Annotated in this window: 19 protein-coding genes and 1 pseudogene; 6 read left to right on the top strand and 14 right to left on the bottom strand. The window is 71.5% G+C overall.

The features are described from left to right. Window positions 1-343: 343 nt before the first annotated feature. The 3 genes from ACIRR9_RS46630 to ACIRR9_RS46620 form a co-directional block, all read right to left on the bottom strand. Complete coding sequence (locus ACIRR9_RS46630) at window positions 344-568, bottom strand: hypothetical protein (protein ID WP_185149357.1); 225 nt, start codon at window positions 566-568, stop codon at window positions 344-346. Between the two features lie 44 nt (window positions 569-612). Continuing rightward, the gene (locus tag ACIRR9_RS46625; protein ID WP_403765258.1) at window positions 613-846 is read right to left on the bottom strand and encodes a hypothetical protein; all 234 of its coding nucleotides are present in this window, start codon (window positions 844-846) and stop codon (window positions 613-615) included. Between the two features lie 129 nt (window positions 847-975). After that, window positions 976-1,179 carry a hypothetical protein gene (locus tag ACIRR9_RS46620; RefSeq protein WP_403765256.1) on the bottom strand — a complete coding sequence of 68 codons (204 nt, stop codon included), beginning with the start codon at window positions 1,177-1,179 and terminating at the stop codon, window positions 976-978. 98 nt (window positions 1,180-1,277) lie between these two features. Here ACIRR9_RS46620 and ACIRR9_RS46615 point away from each other — a divergent pair, with 98 nt between their 5' ends. Both ACIRR9_RS46615 and ACIRR9_RS46610 read left to right on the top strand, forming a co-directional pair. Continuing rightward, window positions 1,278-1,844, top strand: coding sequence for a TetR/AcrR family transcriptional regulator (locus ACIRR9_RS46615; RefSeq protein WP_403765254.1), 567 nt, complete (start codon window positions 1,278-1,280; stop codon window positions 1,842-1,844). An 89-nt stretch (window positions 1,845-1,933) separates the two neighbouring features. Continuing rightward, the gene (locus ACIRR9_RS46610) at window positions 1,934-2,494 is read left to right on the top strand and encodes a YciI family protein (protein WP_403765252.1); all 561 of its coding nucleotides are present in this window, start codon (window positions 1,934-1,936) and stop codon (window positions 2,492-2,494) included. 18 nt (window positions 2,495-2,512) lie between these two features. Here the strand turns inward: ACIRR9_RS46610 and ACIRR9_RS46605 are convergent, their stop codons facing one another. Continuing rightward, on the bottom strand, window positions 2,513-2,905 hold the full coding sequence (locus ACIRR9_RS46605) for a VOC family protein (RefSeq protein ID WP_403765250.1): 393 nt from the start codon (window positions 2,903-2,905) through the stop codon (window positions 2,513-2,515). Between the two features lie 24 nt (window positions 2,906-2,929). Then, window positions 2,930-3,862, bottom strand: a complete 933-nt coding sequence (locus tag ACIRR9_RS46600; RefSeq protein ID WP_403765248.1) for an aminoglycoside phosphotransferase family protein — start codon at window positions 3,860-3,862, stop codon at window positions 2,930-2,932. A 116-nt stretch (window positions 3,863-3,978) separates the two neighbouring features. Between ACIRR9_RS46600 and ACIRR9_RS46595 the strand changes: the two genes are divergently transcribed. Then, the gene (locus ACIRR9_RS46595) at window positions 3,979-4,914 is read left to right on the top strand and encodes an oxidoreductase (RefSeq protein WP_403765246.1); all 936 of its coding nucleotides are present in this window, start codon (window positions 3,979-3,981) and stop codon (window positions 4,912-4,914) included. A gap of 46 nt (window positions 4,915-4,960) precedes the next feature. Here the strand turns inward: ACIRR9_RS46595 and nirD are convergent, their stop codons facing one another. From nirD to ACIRR9_RS46570, 5 genes are all read right to left on the bottom strand, one after another. Beyond that, window positions 4,961-5,311 carry a nitrite reductase small subunit NirD gene (nirD, locus tag ACIRR9_RS46590; RefSeq protein ID WP_365351183.1) on the bottom strand — a complete coding sequence of 117 codons (351 nt, stop codon included), beginning with the start codon at window positions 5,309-5,311 and terminating at the stop codon, window positions 4,961-4,963. Further along, entirely contained in the window at window positions 5,308-7,935 is a 2,628-nt protein-coding gene (nirB, locus tag ACIRR9_RS46585; protein WP_403765244.1) for a nitrite reductase large subunit NirB, read from the bottom strand. The genes nirD and nirB overlap by 4 nt, the downstream gene beginning before the upstream one ends. Beyond that, complete coding sequence (locus ACIRR9_RS46580) at window positions 7,935-9,170, bottom strand: NAD(P)/FAD-dependent oxidoreductase (protein ID WP_403765242.1); 1,236 nt, start codon at window positions 9,168-9,170, stop codon at window positions 7,935-7,937. The genes nirB and ACIRR9_RS46580 overlap by 1 nt, the downstream gene beginning before the upstream one ends. Window positions 9,171-9,347: 177 nt before the next feature. Next, entirely contained in the window at window positions 9,348-9,971 is a 624-nt protein-coding gene (locus ACIRR9_RS46575; RefSeq protein ID WP_403765240.1) for a class F sortase, read from the bottom strand. A gap of 184 nt (window positions 9,972-10,155) precedes the next feature. Further along, window positions 10,156-10,689 (bottom strand): hypothetical protein, encoded by a 534-nt coding sequence (locus tag ACIRR9_RS46570; protein WP_365351179.1) that lies wholly within the window; start codon window positions 10,687-10,689, stop codon window positions 10,156-10,158. Between the two features lie 313 nt (window positions 10,690-11,002). Here ACIRR9_RS46570 and ACIRR9_RS46565 point away from each other — a divergent pair. Further along, window positions 11,003-11,254 (top strand): annotated as a pseudogene (locus tag ACIRR9_RS46565) (sigma factor-like helix-turn-helix DNA-binding protein); the annotation flags it as partial. Window positions 11,255-11,259: 5 nt separating this feature from the next. On the opposite strand, the gene ACIRR9_RS46560 reads toward ACIRR9_RS46565, so the two are convergent. After that, window positions 11,260-11,925 (bottom strand): YceI family protein, encoded by a 666-nt coding sequence (locus ACIRR9_RS46560; protein ID WP_403765238.1) that lies wholly within the window; start codon window positions 11,923-11,925, stop codon window positions 11,260-11,262. Between the two features lie 255 nt (window positions 11,926-12,180). Further along, window positions 12,181-13,824, bottom strand: a complete 1,644-nt coding sequence (locus ACIRR9_RS46555; RefSeq protein WP_403765236.1) for a M4 family metallopeptidase — start codon at window positions 13,822-13,824, stop codon at window positions 12,181-12,183. A gap of 139 nt (window positions 13,825-13,963) precedes the next feature. On the opposite strand from ACIRR9_RS46555, the gene ACIRR9_RS46550 reads away from it, so the two are divergent. Beyond that, window positions 13,964-14,392, top strand: coding sequence for a gamma-glutamylcyclotransferase family protein (locus tag ACIRR9_RS46550; protein ID WP_384568709.1), 429 nt, complete (start codon window positions 13,964-13,966; stop codon window positions 14,390-14,392). 12 nt (window positions 14,393-14,404) lie between these two features. On the opposite strand, the gene ACIRR9_RS46545 is transcribed toward ACIRR9_RS46550, so the two are convergent. Then, window positions 14,405-16,495, bottom strand: a complete 2,091-nt coding sequence (locus tag ACIRR9_RS46545; RefSeq protein WP_403765233.1) for a molybdopterin oxidoreductase family protein — start codon at window positions 16,493-16,495, stop codon at window positions 14,405-14,407. A 409-nt stretch (window positions 16,496-16,904) separates the two neighbouring features. Between ACIRR9_RS46545 and ACIRR9_RS46540 the strand changes: the two genes are divergently transcribed. Next, the gene (locus ACIRR9_RS46540) at window positions 16,905-17,336 is read left to right on the top strand and encodes a helix-turn-helix domain-containing protein (protein WP_403765231.1); all 432 of its coding nucleotides are present in this window, start codon (window positions 16,905-16,907) and stop codon (window positions 17,334-17,336) included. On the opposite strand, the gene ACIRR9_RS46535 is transcribed toward ACIRR9_RS46540, so the two are convergent. Beyond that, a complete protein-coding gene (locus tag ACIRR9_RS46535) occupies window positions 17,333-18,013 on the bottom strand; it encodes a vancomycin high temperature exclusion protein (protein WP_403765229.1) in 681 nt (226 codons plus the stop codon). The two genes, ACIRR9_RS46540 and ACIRR9_RS46535, sit on opposite strands and share 4 nt — an antisense overlap. Between the last annotated feature and the right edge of the window lie 148 nt (window positions 18,014-18,161).

The raw sequence follows: 18,161 nt of genomic DNA, 5'->3' as shown, positions 1-18,161 counted from the left end.
CGGGAGGCCGGCGACGAGCTCGGCCTCCCGCCGCGAACCCCGGGTCCGCCGTCCGTCCCCGACCCTCAAGACCGATGGACGGCGGCCCCGGCACGCAAGAGAGGGGCGGCACCCTGTGCGGGGGTGCCGCCCCTTGGTGCGTCAGCTGTGGGGGCTGCCAAGCTACGTCTCTGGCCAGGCTAAAACGGCGTTTACTGGCGTTGGCTTCCGCTGAAGCCACGCACCGCAAGCCTCCCGGGGGGCAACAGTATCGGGAGAGCCACTATCGCCACCGATACCATCTTTCTCCGGATGCGGAAGGCGGCCGAGGGCGCGCTACGTGCCCTGAAAGTGCCCTGTGAGGTCAGCTGCCGGTCTGCGGGCCCCAGCGTTCGGGTCCCACGCCGCGCCAGTCGATCCACGGTGCGTCCGCCACCTCCGCCGGGTCGATCTCCAGTCCGGCCCGGCGGAGGAACTCGGCGACGTCGGCCACGTTGTGGGCCAGGCCGAGGATCTCGCCGTCGACGCGTACCCGCCGGCCGCCGGTGGGTGACGGCGGATGGATGGTCACGCGTATCGGTCCGGACATGCCTTCAGGATCATCCGGGACATGTGGCCCCGCACTCCAGCCCGTCATCGGCCCAGCCGCCCGCTCGTGTCCCCGCCCGGTCGTCCGAGGTCGCGCAGGTCCCACCATGCCGCTGGGCTCGGGCGCCGTCGTTGCCAGTAGGGATGGAAGAACAGCTGAGCCGACAGCCGGTACAGACGTCGGCGCAGCTCGGTCCGGCCGGGCTGCTCGGCGAGCTGCCGGTAGGTGGCACTCCACTCCTGTTGCGCCTGGGCCAGGTCCGCGGGAAACGGTCGCATGACCGGATTCAAGCATGTGTTCGATTTTTAAGGCCACTGCGGAAGCCGTACAGGATCTCCGCCGGACCGTTTCCCGCGGCCCGCACGGTGCTGGAGCGGGTGTTCGACGCCGAGAAGGTCGGTGAGCTGTCAGAGCAGGCCGAGGTCGTCGAGTTCCTTGTACAGGTCGGCGCGGGGGGAGCCGGTGGGGGTCTGCGGGGTGGAGCCCGCCGTGGTCCGGGCGGCGCCGGTCGCTGTGTCGGTCGCGACGTTCCAGCCGCGCGCGGCGTACTCGAGGGTGAGCGCCTCGCCCGTGCCGGTGGAAGCGCCTGTGACCAGAACGGTCTTGCTCATGATGCTCTCTCGCGTGGTGCGGCCCCCGCTCGCACTCTCACTGCACTAAACAGAATCTACAAAAAATGTATAGCACGCCCAGTCGGTATGGTGTGTGTATGACCGTGACCCGAGGGGACGCCCAGCGCCGCGAACAGGTGCTCGCGGCGGCGCTGACCGTTTTCGCCACGTTCGGCTATCGCAAGACGTCGATGGACGCGGTGGCCAGGGCCGCGGACATCTCCCGCCCCGGCCTGTACTTCCTCTTCGCGGGCAAGGAGGAGCTGTTCCGCGAGACCATGCGGCAGGAACTGGACCGGGCCCTGGACGACGTCCGTACGGCCCTGGCCGCACCGGACGCGGGCCTCGACGCCCGCCTGGTGGCCGCGCTCGACGCGAACCTGGGCCGGTACGTCGGCACGCACCTCAACGAGGGCGTCGACGAACTGCTGGAACACGGGACCGCCCAGCTGCACGACATGTACGACGGCTACCGGGGCGCCTTCCTCGACACGCTCGCGGAGGCGATCACCGACTCCGGCCGCTCGGCCACCGCGGGCGTCACTGCCCGGCAGATCGCGGAGGTCCTGCAGGCGGCCGGCGAGGGCTGGAAGCACCGGGTCGCGGACCGGGCGGAGTTCGTCGAGAAGCTGACGATGGCGGTCGGGGTGACGTTGCGGCCGTAGGGCCGGCGGCGTTCGGCCGTCGCGGAACGATGCGGGGTCAGGAAAACCGTGTTGAGTTGCCCTCCCGCCTTGCGCAAGGGTCCGGGGTCATGGAGTTCTTCTGTTATCACCGTGATCGGGCCGGATCCGTCGCCCTGCGGGCGGAGTCGGTGGAGGAGCACTGGTCCTACATGGACCGGTACGCGGACGAGCTGATCGCTCGCGGGCCCACCTTCGCCGCCGACGGTGAGACGCCCACCGGGAGTGTGCACGTCGTGGATCTGCCCGATCCGTTCGCCGCCCGCGCGTTCGCCTTCGACGAGCCCAACCACCAGGCCGGTGTGTACCGGGACGTGCTGTTGCGCCGGTGGCGCAACATGCTGGGGCGCACCATGTGGGAGTTCCCCGGGGGACGGGTCGGCGGTGACCGGTATCTCGTGCTCGGCCACGGTCCGGTGAGGGGCGCCGGCGTCGAACTCGGCCTGCCGCCCGGCACCGGCCACGACGAGCTGATCGCTTTCGGGCCGCTGCTGTCCGATGACGCCACCGTCTGGCTGGGTACGGCCGCCCTGGTCCGGGCCGCGGATCCCGAAGCGGCCCGGGCCGTTCTCGCCCCGGTCCGGTACGCGGAGACAGAGGTCCACGACTGGGAGTTCGGCGGAAGACGGTAGTAAGCCGAAGACGTACGCCTACGACGTGATGAGGAACAGGCAGAACTCGTTGCCCTCGGGGTCCGTGAGTACCGTGTGGTCGTCGTGGCGGGCGATCACCGACGCCCCGAGTCCCGTCAGCCGTGCGGTCTCCGTCTCCAGGTCGGCTGTCCGGATGTCCAGGTGTACGCGGTTCTTCACCCGCTTCTCTTCCGGGACCAGTTGGAACCACAGGCGTGGGCCCCGGCCCGACACCGGTTCGACCAGGACCGTCGGGTCGTCCTCGGGGCCGGTGAAGCCCAGGGAGCGAAGGCGGAGCAGTTCCGCCTCGTCGTACGGGGCCACGGAGTACTCGTCCAGCGTCGCCGCCCAGAAGCGTGCCGCTGACGCCGGGTGGGCGGAGTCGAAGACGATGTCGTGGAGGTGGGCCATGTGCGAATTGTGCACAGTGTGGCCTCACGCGACCAGCAACTCCGCCAGCTCGTCGGCGAATTCCGTGATGCGGTCCAGCTGGGGGCCGCCGCGTGCGACGCGGAAACCGTGCCGGCGGCCCCAGAACGACGCCCGTGCGACGTGGAACTGGGCCCAGCGCCGGACGCGTTCGCGGTCCAGTTGCGCCGTCTCCGCGAAGATGTCCAGCAGGCGGTGGGTCGTCCGCGCCAGGTCATCGGCCCTCATGAGCGTCAGGGCGCGGGACTTCAGCAACGTACCGCCGTCGTACGCCGGGTCTCCCACGTGCCCCTTCGGGTCGACCGCCAGCCACGGCTCCCGGTCCGCCCGCAGGATGTTCCGTGCGTGCAGGTCGCCGTGGACGAGGGTGTCCGGCTGGGACCGGCCCAGTTCGCGGGCCGTGGCGACGGCGGCGTCCACCGCGCGGGGCGGCAGCGGGTGGGACAGCTCCGCCGCGTCCTTCCGTAACTCCGCGGCCCAGGCATCGGCCTGGTCCCGGAGCCGCGGCAGCCCCGGCGGTGCCGGGACGGCCAGGCGGTGGTTCAGGCGGCCCGCGATCGCCACCACCGTCTCGTCGTCCGGCTGGAGCGACGCCAGCGTCGCCATGTGGGCCCGTTCCAGGAGCAGGGCGAAACGGGCGTCGTCCCGCCGGTGGAGGAGAACCGCCCCCCGGCCCGCCCACGCCTCGAACGCGTCCGGTTCGTGGACGTTGCCGGGATGCGGGAAGGACACCTTCAGGACGCAGGGGCGGCGGGACGACCGCTGCCGCACCGGGACGATCACTCCCACGCCCCCGTGCGTCACCTCGCCGTCGGGTGCGCAGTCCCACTCGTCCAGCAACTCCTGGACGATCGAAGGGAGTTCGGCGATCCAGGCCGCCCCCCGGTCCCCCTCGCGGCCGATCGTGCCGCGCGCCAGCTCTTCCGGAATGCCGATCACCCCGGCACCCTACGCGCCGGCGGGCCGGTACGGCGTACGGCCGCGTCCGGGGCGCCTCCCGGGCCCGCCCCTCGTAGGCTGGCCGCACACGGACCCCACCTGTGGAGGGCGCCCCCATGAGCAGCGGCTGGAACAGCGACGACATCCCCGACCTCACCGGGCGCGTCGCCGTCGTCACCGGAGCCAACAGCGGGCTCGGGTACGTCACCGCGCGGGAGCTGGCCCGGAAGGGGGCCCGGGTGGTGCTCGCCTGCCGGAGCGCCGAGCGGGGGCAGGCGGCGAGGGACCGGATGGCCGCCGAAGCACCCGGAGCGCGCGTCGAGTTCGGACGGCTCGATCTCGGGGACCTCGCCTCCGTACGGGACTTCGCGGACTCGTACGCGTACGAGCGGCTCGATCTCCTCGTCGACAACGCCGGTGTGATGGCGCCTCCCTACGGCACCACCGTGGACGGGTTCGAGACGCAGTTCGGAGTCAACCACCTCGGGCACTTCGCCCTCACCGGGCTGCTCATGCCCGCCCTGGTGCGTACCGCCGGTGCCCGTGTCATCAGCGTCTCCAGCATGATGCACGCCCTCGCCAACATCGACATGGGGGATCTCAACAGTGCCCGGCGGTACCGTCGTTGGGTTGCCTACGCACGGTCCAAGACCGCCAACCTGCTCTTCGTCCACGAACTCGCCCGGCGCGTCGACGCCCATGGGTACGGACTCGTCGTCGCCGCCGCTCATCCGGGGTACGCCGCCACCAACCTGCAGACCGCCGGGCCGCGCGCCGAGGGGCGGCGCGCGGCCGAGCGGATGATGGCGGCCGGGAACCTGGTGTTCGCGCAGTCCGCCGACGCCGGGGCCCTGCCCACCCTGTACGCGGCCACCGCTCCCGGCGTACGGCCCGACTCCTTCACCGGGCCCTCGATCGCCATGTGGCGGGGCTCCCCGGCGCCCTCCTGGCGGGCGCCCTGGACCCGGAACGACGCGATGGCGCAACGGCTCTGGGACGAGTCGGAGCGGCTCAGCGGGGTGTCCTACGACGCCGTACTGAAGGGCGCCTGAAGGACGCCTGACGGAGACCTGCGGGAGGCCTGCAGGACGCCCTGGGCTAGGCCGCCCGCACCTCGTACGCCGCCACCCGCACCGTCTCGTCGTCCAGGCACTCGCCGGTCACCAGGTCGAAGCGCTGCTTCAGCAGTGGCGAGGCGACGAACGGGCGGCCCTGGTGGGTGCCGGTCAGCCCGCGGGAGAGGACCGCCGCGCCGCCGAAGGGGTCGCGGTTGTCGATGGCGTAGAGGCGGTCCGTGCGGTCGCGGAAGAGGGCGACCTGGCGGCCGTCCGGCAGGAGCGCGGCCACGCCCCGGCCGGGGGTCAGCCGGCTCAGGTCGCAGACCGTGAACCAGCTCTCCTCCAGCTGCAGTTGGACCTTCAGGTCGGTGGTCTCGGGTGCCAGGGTCATCGCTGGGCGCTTCCTTCCAGAACGTCTGCCGAGTTTTCGGTGGGACGCATGCCGATGGACAGCAGCGGCAGGTCGGGCTTCATCTGGTCGCGCTCGGGCACGAAGCCGACGACCGGGTCGGGAGTGTCGGGGGCGTTGACGAAGGACACGAACCGGGCGAGCTTCTCCGGGTCGTTGACGGTCGACGCCCACTCGTCGGCGTAGTTCGCCACATGCGCCGCCATCAGGGACTCCAGCTCCTCGCAGATGCCGAGGGAGTCCTCGACGACGACGTCACGGACGTGGTCGAGGCCGCCGGGGATCCGCTCCAGCCAGGTCGAGGTGCGCTCCAGGCGGTCCGCGGTGCGGATGTAGAACATCAGGAAGCGGTCGATCAGGCGGACCAGTTCCGCGTCGGTGAGGTCCTGGGCGAGCAGGTCCGCGTGGCGCGGGGTGGCGCCGCCGTTGCCGCCGACGTACAGGTTCCAGCCGTTGGAGGTGGCGATCACGCCGAAGTCCTTCGACTGGGCCTCGGCGCACTCGCGGGCGCAGCCGGAGACCGCCGACTTGAGCTTGTGGGGCGACCTGAGCCCCCGGTAGCGCAGCTCCAGGTCGATCGCCATCCGGACCGAGTCCTGGACGCCGTACCGGCACCAGGTGGAGCCCACGCAGGACTTGACGGTCCGCAGGGACTTTCCGTACGCGTGGCCGGACTCGAAGCCGGCGTCCACCAACCGCATCCAGATCAGCGGGAGCTGCTCGACGCGGGCACCGAACATGTCGATCCGCTGGCCGCCGGTGATCTTCGTGTAGAGGCCGAAGTCCCGGGCGATCTCGCCGATCACGATCAGGCCCTCGGGGGTGATCTCACCGCCGGGGATGCGCGGGACGACCGAGTACGAGCCGTTCTTCTGGAGGTTGGCGAGGAAGTGGTCGTTGCTGTCCTGCAGGGCCGCCTGCTCGCCGTCCAGGACGTAACCGCTCACACCGATCGTCGGCGCGAGGGAGGCGATGACCGAGGCCACCGCCGGCTTGCAGACCTCGCAGCCGTCACCGCCCCTGGCGCCGTCGCGGCCGTACCGGTCGAGCAGGTCCCGGTACGTGTTGATGCGCAGCGCGAGGACGATCTCGTACAGCTCCTCGCGGGTCTGCGAGAAGCAGCCGCACAGGCCCTTGTCGACCTCGACGCCGGACGCCTCCAGCTCGGCCGTGACCAGCTGCCCGATGACCTTGACGCAACTGCCGCAGCCGGTACCGGCCTTGGTGCACTTCTTGACCTCCGGCACGGTGGTGCAGGAGTGCTCCGTCACCGCGCCGCGGATCGCGCCCTTGCTCACGTTGTGGCAGGAGCAGATGACCGCCTCGTCCGGGAGGGCGGAGGGGCCGAGCTGGGCGCCGCCGCTCGCGCCGGCCGGCAGGACCAGCGACTCGGGGGAGATCGGCGGGACCGAGCCGGTCAGGGCGCGCAGCGTGCCGTACGCGTCCGCGTCGCCGACCAGGATGCCGCCGAGCAGCGTGCCGTCGCGGCCGATGACCAGCTTCTTGTACAGGCCCGAGCGGGAGTCGGAGTAGACGACGTCCAGGCAGTCCTCGGTGGTGCCGTGAGCGTCGCCGAAGGAGGCCACGTCCACGCCGAGCAGCTTCAGCTTGGTGGACAGGTCGGCGCCGGTGAACGTCAACTGCTCGGCCTCGTCGGCGGCGATGGTGGCCGCCGCCGTCTCGGCCTGCTCGTAACCCGGTGCCACCAGGCCGTACACCCGGCCGTCCGCCGCCAGCGCGCACTCGCCGATCGCGAACACCTGGGGGTCGGTCACCGTACGGCACTGCTCGTCGACGGTGATGCCGCCGCGCTCGCCGACGGACAGGCCGCAGTCGCGGGCGAGTTGGTCACGGGGCCGGACACCGGCGCTGAACACCACCAGGTCCGTGGCGAGTTCGGAACCGTCGGACAGCTTCATGCCGGTGACGGCACCCTCGCCGTCGACGACGATCTCCTGGGTGCCGACGCCCGTGTGGACGGTCAGGCCCATCTCCTCGATGGTGCGCAGGAGCGCGGCGCCGCCGCCCTCGTCGACCTGCACCGGCATCAGCCGCGGCGCGAACTCCACGATGTGGGAGGTGAGTCCGAGGCCCTTCAGCGCACCGGCGGCCTCCAGGCCGAGCAGTCCACCGCCGACCACGGCACCCGTCGTCGCCTTCGACTTCGCGTACTCCTCGATCGCGAGCAGGTCCTCGATGGTGCGGTAGACGAAACAGCCGGTCGCGTCCTTGTTGGGGACCGGCGGCACGAACGGGAACGAGCCGGTGGCCAGCACGAGCGTGTCGTACGCGAACACCGCGCCCGACCTGGCCGTGACCTTCCTCGCCTCGCGGTCGACCGTCACCGCCGGGTCGCCGACGTACAGCTCGATACCGTGGTCGTCGATGAACTCCATGTCGGTCATGGAGAGTTCCTCGGCGGTCCGGCCCGAGAAGTACGAGGTGAGGGCGACGCGGTCGTACGCGGGACGCGGCTCCTCGCACAGCACGACCACGCGGTGCGTGGCGGTCAGGCCGCGCTCGGCGAGTGCTTCGAGGAAGCGCTGGCCGACCATGCCGTGGCCGACGAGCACGATCGTGGGGGTGGCCCCCGGGGCGGTGGTCATCAGGAGCCTCCATCGTTGGTGAGCAGGTGGAGCAGCGGCCCGCCGTCGGAGGGCAGCGGCTCTGCTCCCTCCCAGGCGCGGGCGAGCGCGCCGACGGTGCCGAGTTCGCCGACCAGGACCCCGCCGACCAGCCGGTCGTCACGGACGACGACCTTGCGGTACGTGCCCCGGGTGGCGTCGGCGAGCTGCACGACGTCGTCACCGGGGCGGGCTTCGGTCTCGCCGAACGCGGCGAGGTCGAATGCCTCGGAAGGGGAGCCGGATCCGGCGAGGGTGAGCCGGGTGAGGGAACGGGTGCCGGTGTAGCGGGAGTCGCCGTCTTTGGTGAGCAACCCGGCCAGCGCCTCGGCCTGTTCGAGGGCGGGCGCGGCCAGGCCGTACACCGTCCCCTCGTGCTGGACGCAGTCGCCGATCGCGTGGATGTGCGGGTCGGAGGTGCGCAGTTCGTCGTCCACGAGGACGCCCTTGTGGACGGCGAGACCGGCGGCCAGCGCCAGACCGACGCGGGGGCGGACCCCGCAGGCGACGACGACGAGATCGGCGTCGAGGACGTACCCGTCGGCGAGTTCGACCGAGCGGACCGCGCCGCCGACGCAGCGCACGTCCCGTACCCGGCACTCGGTGTGGACCTCGACGCCCAGGTCCTTCAGATGGCGCAGCACGAGCTTGGAGGCGGCCGGGTCGAGCTGGCGCTCCATGAGCCGTTCCGCCTGCTGGGCGAGGACGACCTTCGCGCCGCGCACGGCGAGCGCGCGGGCCGCGGACACGCCGAGCAGCCCGCCGCCGACGACCACCGCCCGCGCCCCGGGCTGTACCGCCTTGGACAGGCCCAGGCAGTCGTCCATCGTGCGGAACGCGTGCACGCCCTCGGGGAGGACGTGGTCCGGGGTGAACAGCCCGCGCAGCGGCGGGAGCACCGGGTTGGAGCCGGTGGCCAGGACCAGCGTGTCGTATGCGATCAGCGTGCCGTCCGCGCAGCCGACGGTCCGTGCGGCCCGGTCGATCCCGGTGACCCGGGCACGGACGATGCCGGCGGGTGCCGGAAGGGCGATCACCTCGGGGGCGTAGCGGCCGGCCAGCACCTCGGCGAGCAGCACCCTGTTGTACGGGCGGTGCTCCTCGTCGCCGACGAGCGTCACGGACGTGCCGGACCCGCCGAGCTCACCGAGCCGCCGGGCGAGACGGACGCCCGCGAGGCCGGCGCCGATCACCACCACACGCGTATTCGAGGTCATACCCAGGAGCGTGCGGGGCCGACGTTACCCGACCGCATCACGACTGTTTCCCGCGAGGAACGCTGCCCTCTTCGGGGACGGGGGGTGGGTGTGAGGGGTCCGGAGGCGGGGTGACAGGGGCTGTGAGGTGGGCGAAACGCGGGGTAGGGGGGTGGGCAGGCTCCGGTCCGCGGTCGGTCAGCGGCTTCCGGTCAGGTGGGCGAAGACGACCACGTTGCCCTGGTAGCCGGTGGTCCGGGAGTAGCCGCCGCCGCAGGTGATGACCCTGAGCTCGGGGCGTTTCGCGGCTCCGTACACCTTCTCGTCGGGGAAGTCGCGGGCCTGGTAGACCTCCACGGCGTCCACGGTGAAGACGGCGACGGTCCGGTTCTGCAGGTCCACCTCGATGGCCGCGCCGCGATTGAGGGCGCCGAGGTCGTAGAAGACGGCGGGGCCCTCGGTGTTGTCGACGTGGCCCGCGACGATCGCGGTGCCGGTCTCGCCGGGGGTGGTGCCCGCCTCGTACCAGCCGGCGAGGTTCTTGTCGCCGGCGGGCGGGACGTCGAGGCTGCCCGAGGGGGTGAGGGCGAGGCCCATCAGAGGGGCGTTCACGTGGATGGCGGGGATCCGGATCCGGGTGGGCGGGGAGGGCGGCAGCGCGGGGGCTTCGAGGCGTTCCTCGCCGGGGTCGGGGCGGCCCTCGGCGGCGGACGGCTGGGGCGGCGCGGTGTGCGGTCCGGAACCGGGGCCGAGGAGCCACACGCCCGAGCCGAGGGCCACGACGGTCAGGGCGGTTATCGCGGTGTCCCCGATCTTGCGCATGCGAACGCCTCTTTCGGAAGTCAGAGCTTCTGACGATGAGAGCTTCTAACAAGGGGGACAGGTGCTGGAGCGAGTGAGACCCACTGACGAACCTGACCCCCTACCCCCTCCGGGCCGCGAGGGGCGTCGGACCCGGAGAGGGCGGGGTGTGCGGTACCGGCGGACGGACAGCGGAGGGTGTCCGTCAGATCCCGTCGCCTCTCGCCCGGCGATGCAGGAGCCAGGTACCGCCCGCGGCGGCGACGGCCAGAGCCGCTACGCCCGCCGTGGTCTGCACGGGGTCGGTGCCAAGGGCACCGCCGACCCCCGTCTTCACACTGCCGTGGGGCTGCAGCTGCTGCGCCTGCGACCCGGCGGCCGGCGTCATCGCGACCGTCAGGTCACCGGTCACCCGCAGGTTCCCCTCGGCGCACGTCGCGACGATCTCGTACGTCCCCGGCTGCGCGCCGGCCGGCACCCGGAACTGACCGATCGCCTCGCCCTCGTGGGCACTGGGCGCCAGCGTGAACGTGCCGGCGCCGACCGAGCCCGCGTCGCCGACCGCCGACCCCTTCTCGCCGCACGCCGCCGTGTTCACCGAGACCTGTCCACCCGGCGCCGCGGTCGACGGGTAGACGTCCAGGCCGCTGGTGCCGCCGCCGTACGCCGGCGCGGCGGCGAGACCGGCCGCGGCCGCGGCGAGCGCGGTCCCGGTCAGCAGACGGACGGTGCGTCGCATGGTGCTCCCTCGTCGAGCTCGTCCCACTTCCTTGCTCTACCGAGGTAAAAGCCAACCGGCCGGGCCCGCTTCCTGAGATTCCGTCAGGTGTGGGATGAACGGGTGTCACGGAGGGGGTCCGCCGGGGGTGTTGCGGGGGCGTTCTGGCAGGTCAAGGGGGCCGAGCAAGGGAAAGTATGAAGAACACACGAATGGGTGCCCCCTCATGGACACGGCGGCCGGGACGGCCGGTCTGCCGGTGCCCGGCGGGGGTGGGTGCCGGCAGGGCCCCACCGGGCGATGCACGCGAAAGGCGGCCGGCGAGGCGCGGGTCGTGCCGGTCGGGCAGCTGCCCGGCGCGGCGGTCGCGGACTTCGCCGGGCGGTTCGCCGACCGCGCCCGGCCGGCCGACGGTATGCGGGTCCTCTCGCAGAGGCGGCGCAGTGTCGTCGCGTTGCGGCACTGGGCGCGGCTGACCGCCGAGGAGGCGGCCGCCGCCCTCGGCGTGCCGGCGGGGACGGTCAGGAGCACCCTGCACCGGGCGCTCGCCCGGCTCCGCGGGGAACTGGAGTGCGGCGGTCTGTGACCCGGTCAACTCCCGTTCGGAGTCGCACGGATCGCCGCGATGTCGAACTGCAGTCGGACCGTCTCGCTGACCATCGCGCCGCCCTCCGCCAGCCGGGAGTTGTAGGACAGGCCCCAGTCCATGCGGTTGATGGTGGTGGTGCCGTCGAAGCCGACCCGTTCGTAGCCGAAGGGGTCCGTGACCTTCCCTATGTAGGTGAGTTCGAGGTCGACCGGACGGGTCGTGTTCTTGATGGTGAGGTCGCCGGTCATGACGTAGACGTCGGGGGATTTCAGGCGTACCGCCGAGCTCTGGAAGCGCATCCGCGGGTAGGTCGCGGCGTCCAGGAAGTCGCGGCCGACCAGGTGGGCGTCCCGCTGCTCCACACCCGTGTCGACGCTGCCCGTGGACAGGACGATCTCCGCCCGGGAGCGGGACGGGTCACGGCCGTCGAAGTAGAGACGGCTCTGGTACTCGGCGAAGGAGCCGCGGACCGTCGTCACCATCGCGTGCCGGACCGAGAAACCGATTCTGCTGTGGGCCGGGTCGATGATCCACTCACCGGTGAGGGCGGCGAGGGCGGGGTCCAGGAGAACAGGGGCGGAGGTGGGGGTGGCAGCCGGGGCGACCGTGGGGCGCGGCGCGGCGGTGGGGGTGCGGCGGGACGCGTGGGGGCGGCTGAACAAGTTCATGAATTATCTAGTTAGTGCACACGAGTAAATGCCGCAAGTGGCGGGCGGGTCCGGGGAGTTCGGGAATTCCGTGCGCCGTCACGGAAACTGCACAACTTCGCCATGGTTTCCGCTCAGGAATCCACTCGGATTCCACTCGGATTCCAGTCGGGACTCATTCCGGTATTCCCGAATTCTGGGATTTTCCCGAATCGGGCGACGGCCGCCCCGGTCCGTTCGCCCGGGGCGGCCGCCCTCATGTGTCCGAGCCGCCGCTCAGTTCACGTTCACCGCGCTCCACGCCGCGGCCACCGCGTTGTACTCGGTGCTCCCCGCGCCGTACAGGTCCTTCGCCGCGTTGAGGGTCGCCGTCCGCGCGCCCGCGTAGTTCGTCGAGGACGTCATGTAGACCGTCAGCGCGCGGTACCAGATCGCGCCGAGCTTGTCGCGGCCGATACCCGTGACCGTCGAGCCGTTGTACGTCGGCGAGTTGTAGCTCACGCCGTTGATGGTCTTCGCGCCGCTGCCCTCCGCGAGGAGGTACGCGAAGTGGTTCGCGACGCCGGAGGAGTAGTGCACGTCCAGGTTCCCGACCGACGAACTCCAGTAGTCCGCCGAATTCCCGTCCTTCGACGGCTGGTCCATGTAGCGGAGCGCCGTCTTGCCGAAGCCCGAGCGGACGATCTTCTCGCCGATCAGGTAATCGCCCGGGTCGGAGGGGTTGTTCGCGTACCACTCCACCAGCGTGCCGAGGATGTCGGAGGTGGCCTCGTTCAGGCCACCGGACTCGCCCGTGTAGGTCAGCGCCGCCGTCTTGGAGGTGACCCCGTGCGTCATCTCGTGGCCCGCCACGTCCAGCGCCACCAGCGGGCCGAAGGTCGTCCCGTCACCGTCGCCGTACGTCATGCAGAAGCAACTGTCGTCCCAGAAGGCGTTGTTGTAGCTGTTGCCGTAGTGGACGCGGTTGTACGAGCCCTTGCCGTCGCCCGCGATGCCGTTGCGGCCGTGGACGTTCTTGTAGTAGTCCCAGGTCTCGTTGGTGCCGTACTGCGCGTCGACGGCCGCCGAGGAGCGGTCCGAAGTCGCCCCCGTGCCCCAGTGGTTGTCGGCGTCCGTGAACACCGTGTTCGGCGCCCGGCTGATGCAGATGCCGAAGATGCACAGGTCGGTCTTGTTGGCCGCGTCCCCGGTGAACGTGTTGCCACGGGTGGCGTCGGTGAGGTTGTACGTCGATCCGGACTGCGTCGTCTCCAGCGGGACCGTGCCGCTGTACAGCGACTTGCCGTCGCCGGTCGCCGTCTCGATGCTGTCCCAGGCGTCGATCTGGGCGCCGCTGCGGGCGTCCGTCAGCACCGTGCGGGCGACCGGGTTGCCGAGCGAGTCCTTGCCGACGGCGTTGGTGCGCCAGGCCAGCTTCGGGGTGCCGTGCAGCGCGTCGACGACCAGCTGCGGCTTGGCCTGCACCTGCTTCAGCGCGTCGCCGAGGTTCACCGCGCGCAGCGCGTTCACCGCGAGGTCGGCGGCCTTCGGGGCGGATATCCTCGGCACGATCGAGGCGAGGGATATCGTGCTCCGGGTCGCCCGGTCGGCACTGCGGTACGCGCCGTCCGACTTGAGGTGGACCACGAAGTCACCGCCCAGCACCGGGAGCTGGCGGTACGTGCGGTCGTAGCGGACGTGCTGGGTGCCGCTCTTGTCGACGATCACGTCACGGACCGAGGTGCCTTCGGCGGACGTGAGTCCCAGCCCGGCGGCGTGCTGGAGAAGCGCCTGTGCCGCGTTGGCGATCGCGGTGGCCCGGGTCGGTCTGGCGTCGGCGTGGGCGGCGGGGGAGAGTGCGGCGGTCAGCAGGGTCGCGGTGGTGGCGGCGACACCGGCCGTGGCGAGACGGGAAACGCGGGTGTTCCGGGTCCGGCTCATCAGTCTCCTCGGAGAGATGCCTCGAAGGCGTGGGGGTGGCGCTGATGACTTCCAGAGATTTAAGGGCCCCTGACATGTCATGTCCATAGCGCCTCCATGGAGATGTGTGTGGGGGTGGAGTGGGAGGAGAATCCTTTCTGTGACCACCCGGAACCCCCACCACCTCCCGTTCTTCGTCTACGGCACGCTCCGCCCCGGTGAGATCAACCACGACGCGTTCCTGCGGGGCCGGACGGAGGCGGAGGAACCCGGCCTGCTCGCCGGCGCGGTGCTCTACGACGGACCCGGCTATCCCTACGCCGTCGAGGCGCCCGGGGGAGAGGTGCGCGGCGAACTGGTCACCGCGCGACCGGAGTCGTACGACCGGCTGCTCCTGGAACTCGACGAGCTGGAGGAGTGCGTGCCGGGCGACCCGGCGAGCCTGTACGTGCGTGTCGAGCGGGACGTCGTACGGCTGCGGGACGGTGCCGCCGTCCGGGCCTGGGTGTACGTCGCCGGGCCCGTGGTCGCCGGGAAACTGCGCGCGGACGGCCGGCGCATCACCGGCGGCGACTGGCTGGCCCGCTGAGCCGGACAGGCCCTACGGCCGTACCGCCTCCACCCGTACCGCGCACGCCTTGAACTCCGGCATGCGCGAGGTCGGGTCCAGGGCGGGGTTGGTGAGGGTGTTGGCGCGTCCCTCGCCCGGCCAGTGGAACGGCATGAAGACGGTGTCCGGGCGGATCGAGGCGGTGACCCGGGCCGGGGCGACGGCACGGCCGCGGCGGGAGACGACGGCGACCGGGTCGCCGTCGGCCGCCCCGAGGCGCGCCGCGAGCCGAGGGTGCAGTTCGACGAACGGGCCGGGCGCGGCCGCGTTCAGTTCGGCGACCCGGCGGGTCTGGGCGCCCGACTGGTACTGGGCGACCACCCGGCCGGTGGTCAGGAGGAGGGGGTACTCGTCGTCCGGTTCCTCGGCGAGGGCGCGATGCGTGACGGGGGCGAAGCGGGCCCGGCCGTCCTCGGTGGCGAAGCGGTCGAGGAACAGGCGGGGCGAGCCGGGGTGTACGGCGCCGGTCTCCGGCTCGTCCGCCGGGCAGGGCCAGAACACCCCCTGCTCCTCCATCAGGCGCCGGTAGCTGATGCCGGAGTAGTCGGCCGGCCCGCCCGCGCTGGCCCGGCGGAGCTCCTCGAAGACCTCCTCGGGGTCGGTAGGGAAGCCCTTCTCCACACCGAGGCGGGCGGCGAGCCCGTGCAGGACCTCCAGGTCGCTGCGGATCCCGGCGGGCGGGGCGACCGCCCGGCGGCGCAGCAGGACGCGGCCCTCCAGGCTGGTGGTGGTGCCGGTCTCCTCGGCCCACTGGGTGACCGGGAGGACGACGTCGGCGAGGGCGGCGGTCTCGGACAGTACGACGTCACACACCACCAGGAAGTCGAGCGACCTGACCCGCTCCTCCACATGCCCGGCCCGCGGCGCCGACACCACCGGGTTCGACCCCATCAGCAACAGCGACCTGATGTCCGTCCCCAGCGCGTCCAGCAACTCGTAGGCGCTCCGCCCCGGCCCCGGCAGGCTGTCCGGGTCCACCCCCCACACCCCGGCCACATGCCGGCGCGCCTCGGGGTCGGTGAGCTTGCGGTAGCCGGGCAACTGGTCGGCCTTCTGGCCGTGTTCGCGGCCACCCTGTCCGTTGCCCTGCCCGGTGAGGCAGCCGTAGCCGGACAGCGGACGGCCCGCCCGCCCGGTCGCCAGGCACAGGTTGATCCACGCGCCGACCGTGTCGGTCCCCTTGGACTGCTGCTCGGGCCCGCGCGCGGTGAGCACCATCGCCGCCTCGGGCTCACAGAACAGCCGTACCGCCTCACGGAGTTCGGGAACGGACACCCCCGTGATCCGTTCCACGTACTCCGGCCAGTGCGCCATCGCCGCCGCCCGCGCCTCCTCCCAGCCGGCCGTGCGCTCGGCGATGTACGCCTCGTCGGTCCGGCCCTCGGCCACCACCAGGTGCAACAGGCCGAGCGCGAGGGCGAGATCGGTGCCCGGACGCGGCGCGAGATGCAGGTCGGCCTGTTCGGCGGTCTTCGTCCGGCGCGGATCGACGACGATCAACGTGCCGCCGTTCTCCCGCAGTTCGGCGAAGTAGTGGAGCGCCGGCGGCATGGTCTCGGCGAGGTTGGAGCCGACCAGGATCACACACCCGGTCCTCGGGATGTCCTCCAGCGGGAAGGGCAGCCCCCGGTCCAGCCCGAAGGCCTTCGTGCCGGCGGCCGCGGCCGACGACATGCAGAAGCGGCCGTTGTAGTCGATCTGCGAGGTGCCCAGCACCACCCGCGCGAACTTGCCGAGTGCGTACGCCTTCTCGTTCGTGAGCCCGCCGCCGCCGAACACGCCGAGCGCGTCGGGGCCGTACGCCGTGCGCACCGACGCCATCCCGGCGGCGACCCGGTCCAGGGCCTCCTCCCAGGAGGCCGGTACCAGCGTGCCGCCCTCGCGCACCAACGGCGAGGTCAGCCGCACCGCCGCCGACAGCACCTCGGGTGCCGTACGTCCCTTGCCGCACAGCGCTCCCCGGTTCACCGGGAAGTCCGTGCGCTCGGAGACCTCGACGCCCCCCGATGGCAGGGGCGACAGGGCCATCCCGCACTGCAGGGCGCAGTACGGGCAATGGGTGGGCGTCGAGGCGGTCTCCATGCGGCCAGCGTGCTTCCGGCGTGTTACGGCACGTGACGAACCCGTGTTACACGGCCGGGACGGCGACCTCCCTGCCGTGTCCCAGCCATCGTGAGGACCGATACGGCCGGGTCTGACGGGGTCTCTGCGGCAGAGGACGTCACCTGTCTTCCGCGCAGGGTGCTCGGTCCTTCAGAGCCGGGGCACATACGTGCTCCCGCGGAATGGAGTGGGGATGGGCGAGTTGCCGTCAGGGCGGTTCGTCGTCTCCGGCCAAGGACCTGAGGGTGGCCTCGGGCGGTCGGTGGCGGCGGGGTGAGGGCCCTGTGGCCGGGGGTTCCTTGCAGGGGGATGGCGTGTCGGTCACTCTCACGGGTGGTGTTGATCGAAGACACACGCGGGAGGGGAACGGGGTGGCTGGGTTCATGGCATGTCACGTTTCCGGCTGTACCCGACGTCCGGGCAGGCGGAGCAGCTGCTCCTGCACTGCACGCACGCCCGGTACGTGTGGAACCTGGCGATGGAGCAGCACGCGCATTCGCGGCCCGGCCGTAGGTCCGCGCCCGGCTTTGCGGAGCAGTGCCGCCGGCTCACCGAAGCCCGCGCTCAGAACGAGTGGCCGGCAGCTGGGAACGCGGACGTGCAGCAGCAGGCCCTGAGGGACTTCGCCGCAGCCAGGAACGCCCGCTTCACCTCGGGGTCTGACGAGCCGGCCTGGCGCAGGAAGCACGTGCACGAGGGCTTCAGTGGCATCGGTACCGGCCGTGTCCCGGAGTTCGAGCTGGATGGCAGTCCGAAGCCGGACGCCAAGGGCAAGCAGGTCATGGGCCGCTCGGTCGTACCGCGATTCCCCGCGCCCTAACGGCGCGCTGCAGCCAGGGCGTTCGCAACCCCTGATTCCTTCTTCCCCAGGAACTGGGGGTCCGGCTCGAAGGCGACGTCCAGGGCCGCCTTCCCCGCCGCGAAGACCTCGCGTGTCCCGCCGTAGTACCACGTCACGTCGTGCTTGTCGTCGACCCCGACCCCGTACGACGTCACCCCCGCCGCCTCGCACAACGCCACCGCCCGCCGGATGTGGAACCCCTGGCTGATCAGTACGGCCCTGTCCACGCCGAAGATCTTCTTCGCCCGGACGCAGGAGTCCCAGGTGTCGAAGCCGGCGTAGTCGCTGACGATGCGCCCGGCCGGCACCCCGTGCTTCGTGAGGTACGTGCGCATGGCGTCCGGCTCGTCGTAGTCCTTCCTGCTGTTGTCGCCGGTGACCAGGACGACCTTGATCCGGCCCGCCCGGTACAGCTTCGCCGCCGCGTCCAGGCGGTGCGCGAGGTACGGCGACGGCTCGCCGTCCCACAGGCCAGCGCCGAAGACCACCGCCACGCCGGTGCGTGGCACGTCCGCCACCGTGTGCAGCCGGCCGGCCGTCGACACATACAGCCAGGTGACCGGCAGCAGCGCCAGTACGCATCCGGCCATCACGCCCTGTATCAGGCGCCGTCGGCCCGTGAGGGTGCGCGGCAGACGCGGTCGGCGGATCTTCATACGGTGGTTCCCCCCTGTGGGCTTCGACCTTGGAGGACGCAGCGCGGGATGTTCCGGTTCGCTCACACCGTGCGGGTTCGTGACGTGAAGCGCCGGAAAACAGTCGTGACGGTCAGGCAACGGGTGTGCAATCTCGTCCGGCGAGGAT

Origin of the sequence: Streptomyces sp. NPDC101234 (genome assembly GCF_044767525.1) — a bacterium.
In the GTDB taxonomy this organism is placed as follows: domain Bacteria; phylum Actinomycetota; class Actinomycetes; order Streptomycetales; family Streptomycetaceae; genus Streptomyces; species Streptomyces sasae.
The sequence above is the reverse complement of the archived record's forward strand: the minus strand, read 5'-3'. Positions and strand labels throughout refer to the sequence as shown.

Excerpts from the sequence above, each read along its gene's own strand:
- ACIRR9_RS46615 (WP_403765254.1), top strand. The coding sequence starts at position 1,278 with ATGACCGTGACCCGAGGGGACGCCCAGCGCCGCGAACAGGTGCTCGCG.
- nirB (WP_403765244.1), bottom strand. The coding sequence starts at position 7,935 with ATGACCACCGCCCCGGGGGCCACCCCCACGATCGTGCTCGTCGGCCAC.
- ACIRR9_RS46555 (WP_403765236.1), bottom strand. The coding sequence starts at position 13,824 with ATGAGCCGGACCCGGAACACCCGCGTTTCCCGTCTCGCCACGGCCGGT.
- ACIRR9_RS46620 (WP_403765256.1), bottom strand. The coding sequence starts at position 1,179 with ATGAGCAAGACCGTTCTGGTCACAGGCGCTTCCACCGGCACGGGCGAG.
- ACIRR9_RS46595 (WP_403765246.1), top strand. The coding sequence starts at position 3,979 with ATGAGCAGCGGCTGGAACAGCGACGACATCCCCGACCTCACCGGGCGC.
- ACIRR9_RS46625 (WP_403765258.1), bottom strand. The coding sequence starts at position 846 with ATGCGACCGTTTCCCGCGGACCTGGCCCAGGCGCAACAGGAGTGGAGT.
- ACIRR9_RS46560 (WP_403765238.1), bottom strand. The coding sequence starts at position 11,925 with ATGAACTTGTTCAGCCGCCCCCACGCGTCCCGCCGCACCCCCACCGCC.
- ACIRR9_RS46540 (WP_403765231.1), top strand. The coding sequence starts at position 16,905 with ATGTCACGTTTCCGGCTGTACCCGACGTCCGGGCAGGCGGAGCAGCTG.
- nirD (WP_365351183.1), bottom strand. The coding sequence starts at position 5,311 with ATGACCCTGGCACCCGAGACCACCGACCTGAAGGTCCAACTGCAGCTG.
- ACIRR9_RS46580 (WP_403765242.1), bottom strand. The coding sequence starts at position 9,170 with ATGACCTCGAATACGCGTGTGGTGGTGATCGGCGCCGGCCTCGCGGGC.
- ACIRR9_RS46535 (WP_403765229.1), bottom strand. The coding sequence starts at position 18,013 with ATGAAGATCCGCCGACCGCGTCTGCCGCGCACCCTCACGGGCCGACGG.
- ACIRR9_RS46605 (WP_403765250.1), bottom strand. The coding sequence starts at position 2,905 with ATGGCCCACCTCCACGACATCGTCTTCGACTCCGCCCACCCGGCGTCA.
- ACIRR9_RS46545 (WP_403765233.1), bottom strand. The coding sequence starts at position 16,495 with ATGGAGACCGCCTCGACGCCCACCCATTGCCCGTACTGCGCCCTGCAG.
- ACIRR9_RS46630 (WP_185149357.1), bottom strand. The coding sequence starts at position 568 with ATGTCCGGACCGATACGCGTGACCATCCATCCGCCGTCACCCACCGGC.
- ACIRR9_RS46575 (WP_403765240.1), bottom strand. The coding sequence starts at position 9,971 with ATGCGCAAGATCGGGGACACCGCGATAACCGCCCTGACCGTCGTGGCC.
- ACIRR9_RS46570 (WP_365351179.1), bottom strand. The coding sequence starts at position 10,689 with ATGCGACGCACCGTCCGTCTGCTGACCGGGACCGCGCTCGCCGCGGCC.
- ACIRR9_RS46610 (WP_403765252.1), top strand. The coding sequence starts at position 1,934 with ATGGAGTTCTTCTGTTATCACCGTGATCGGGCCGGATCCGTCGCCCTG.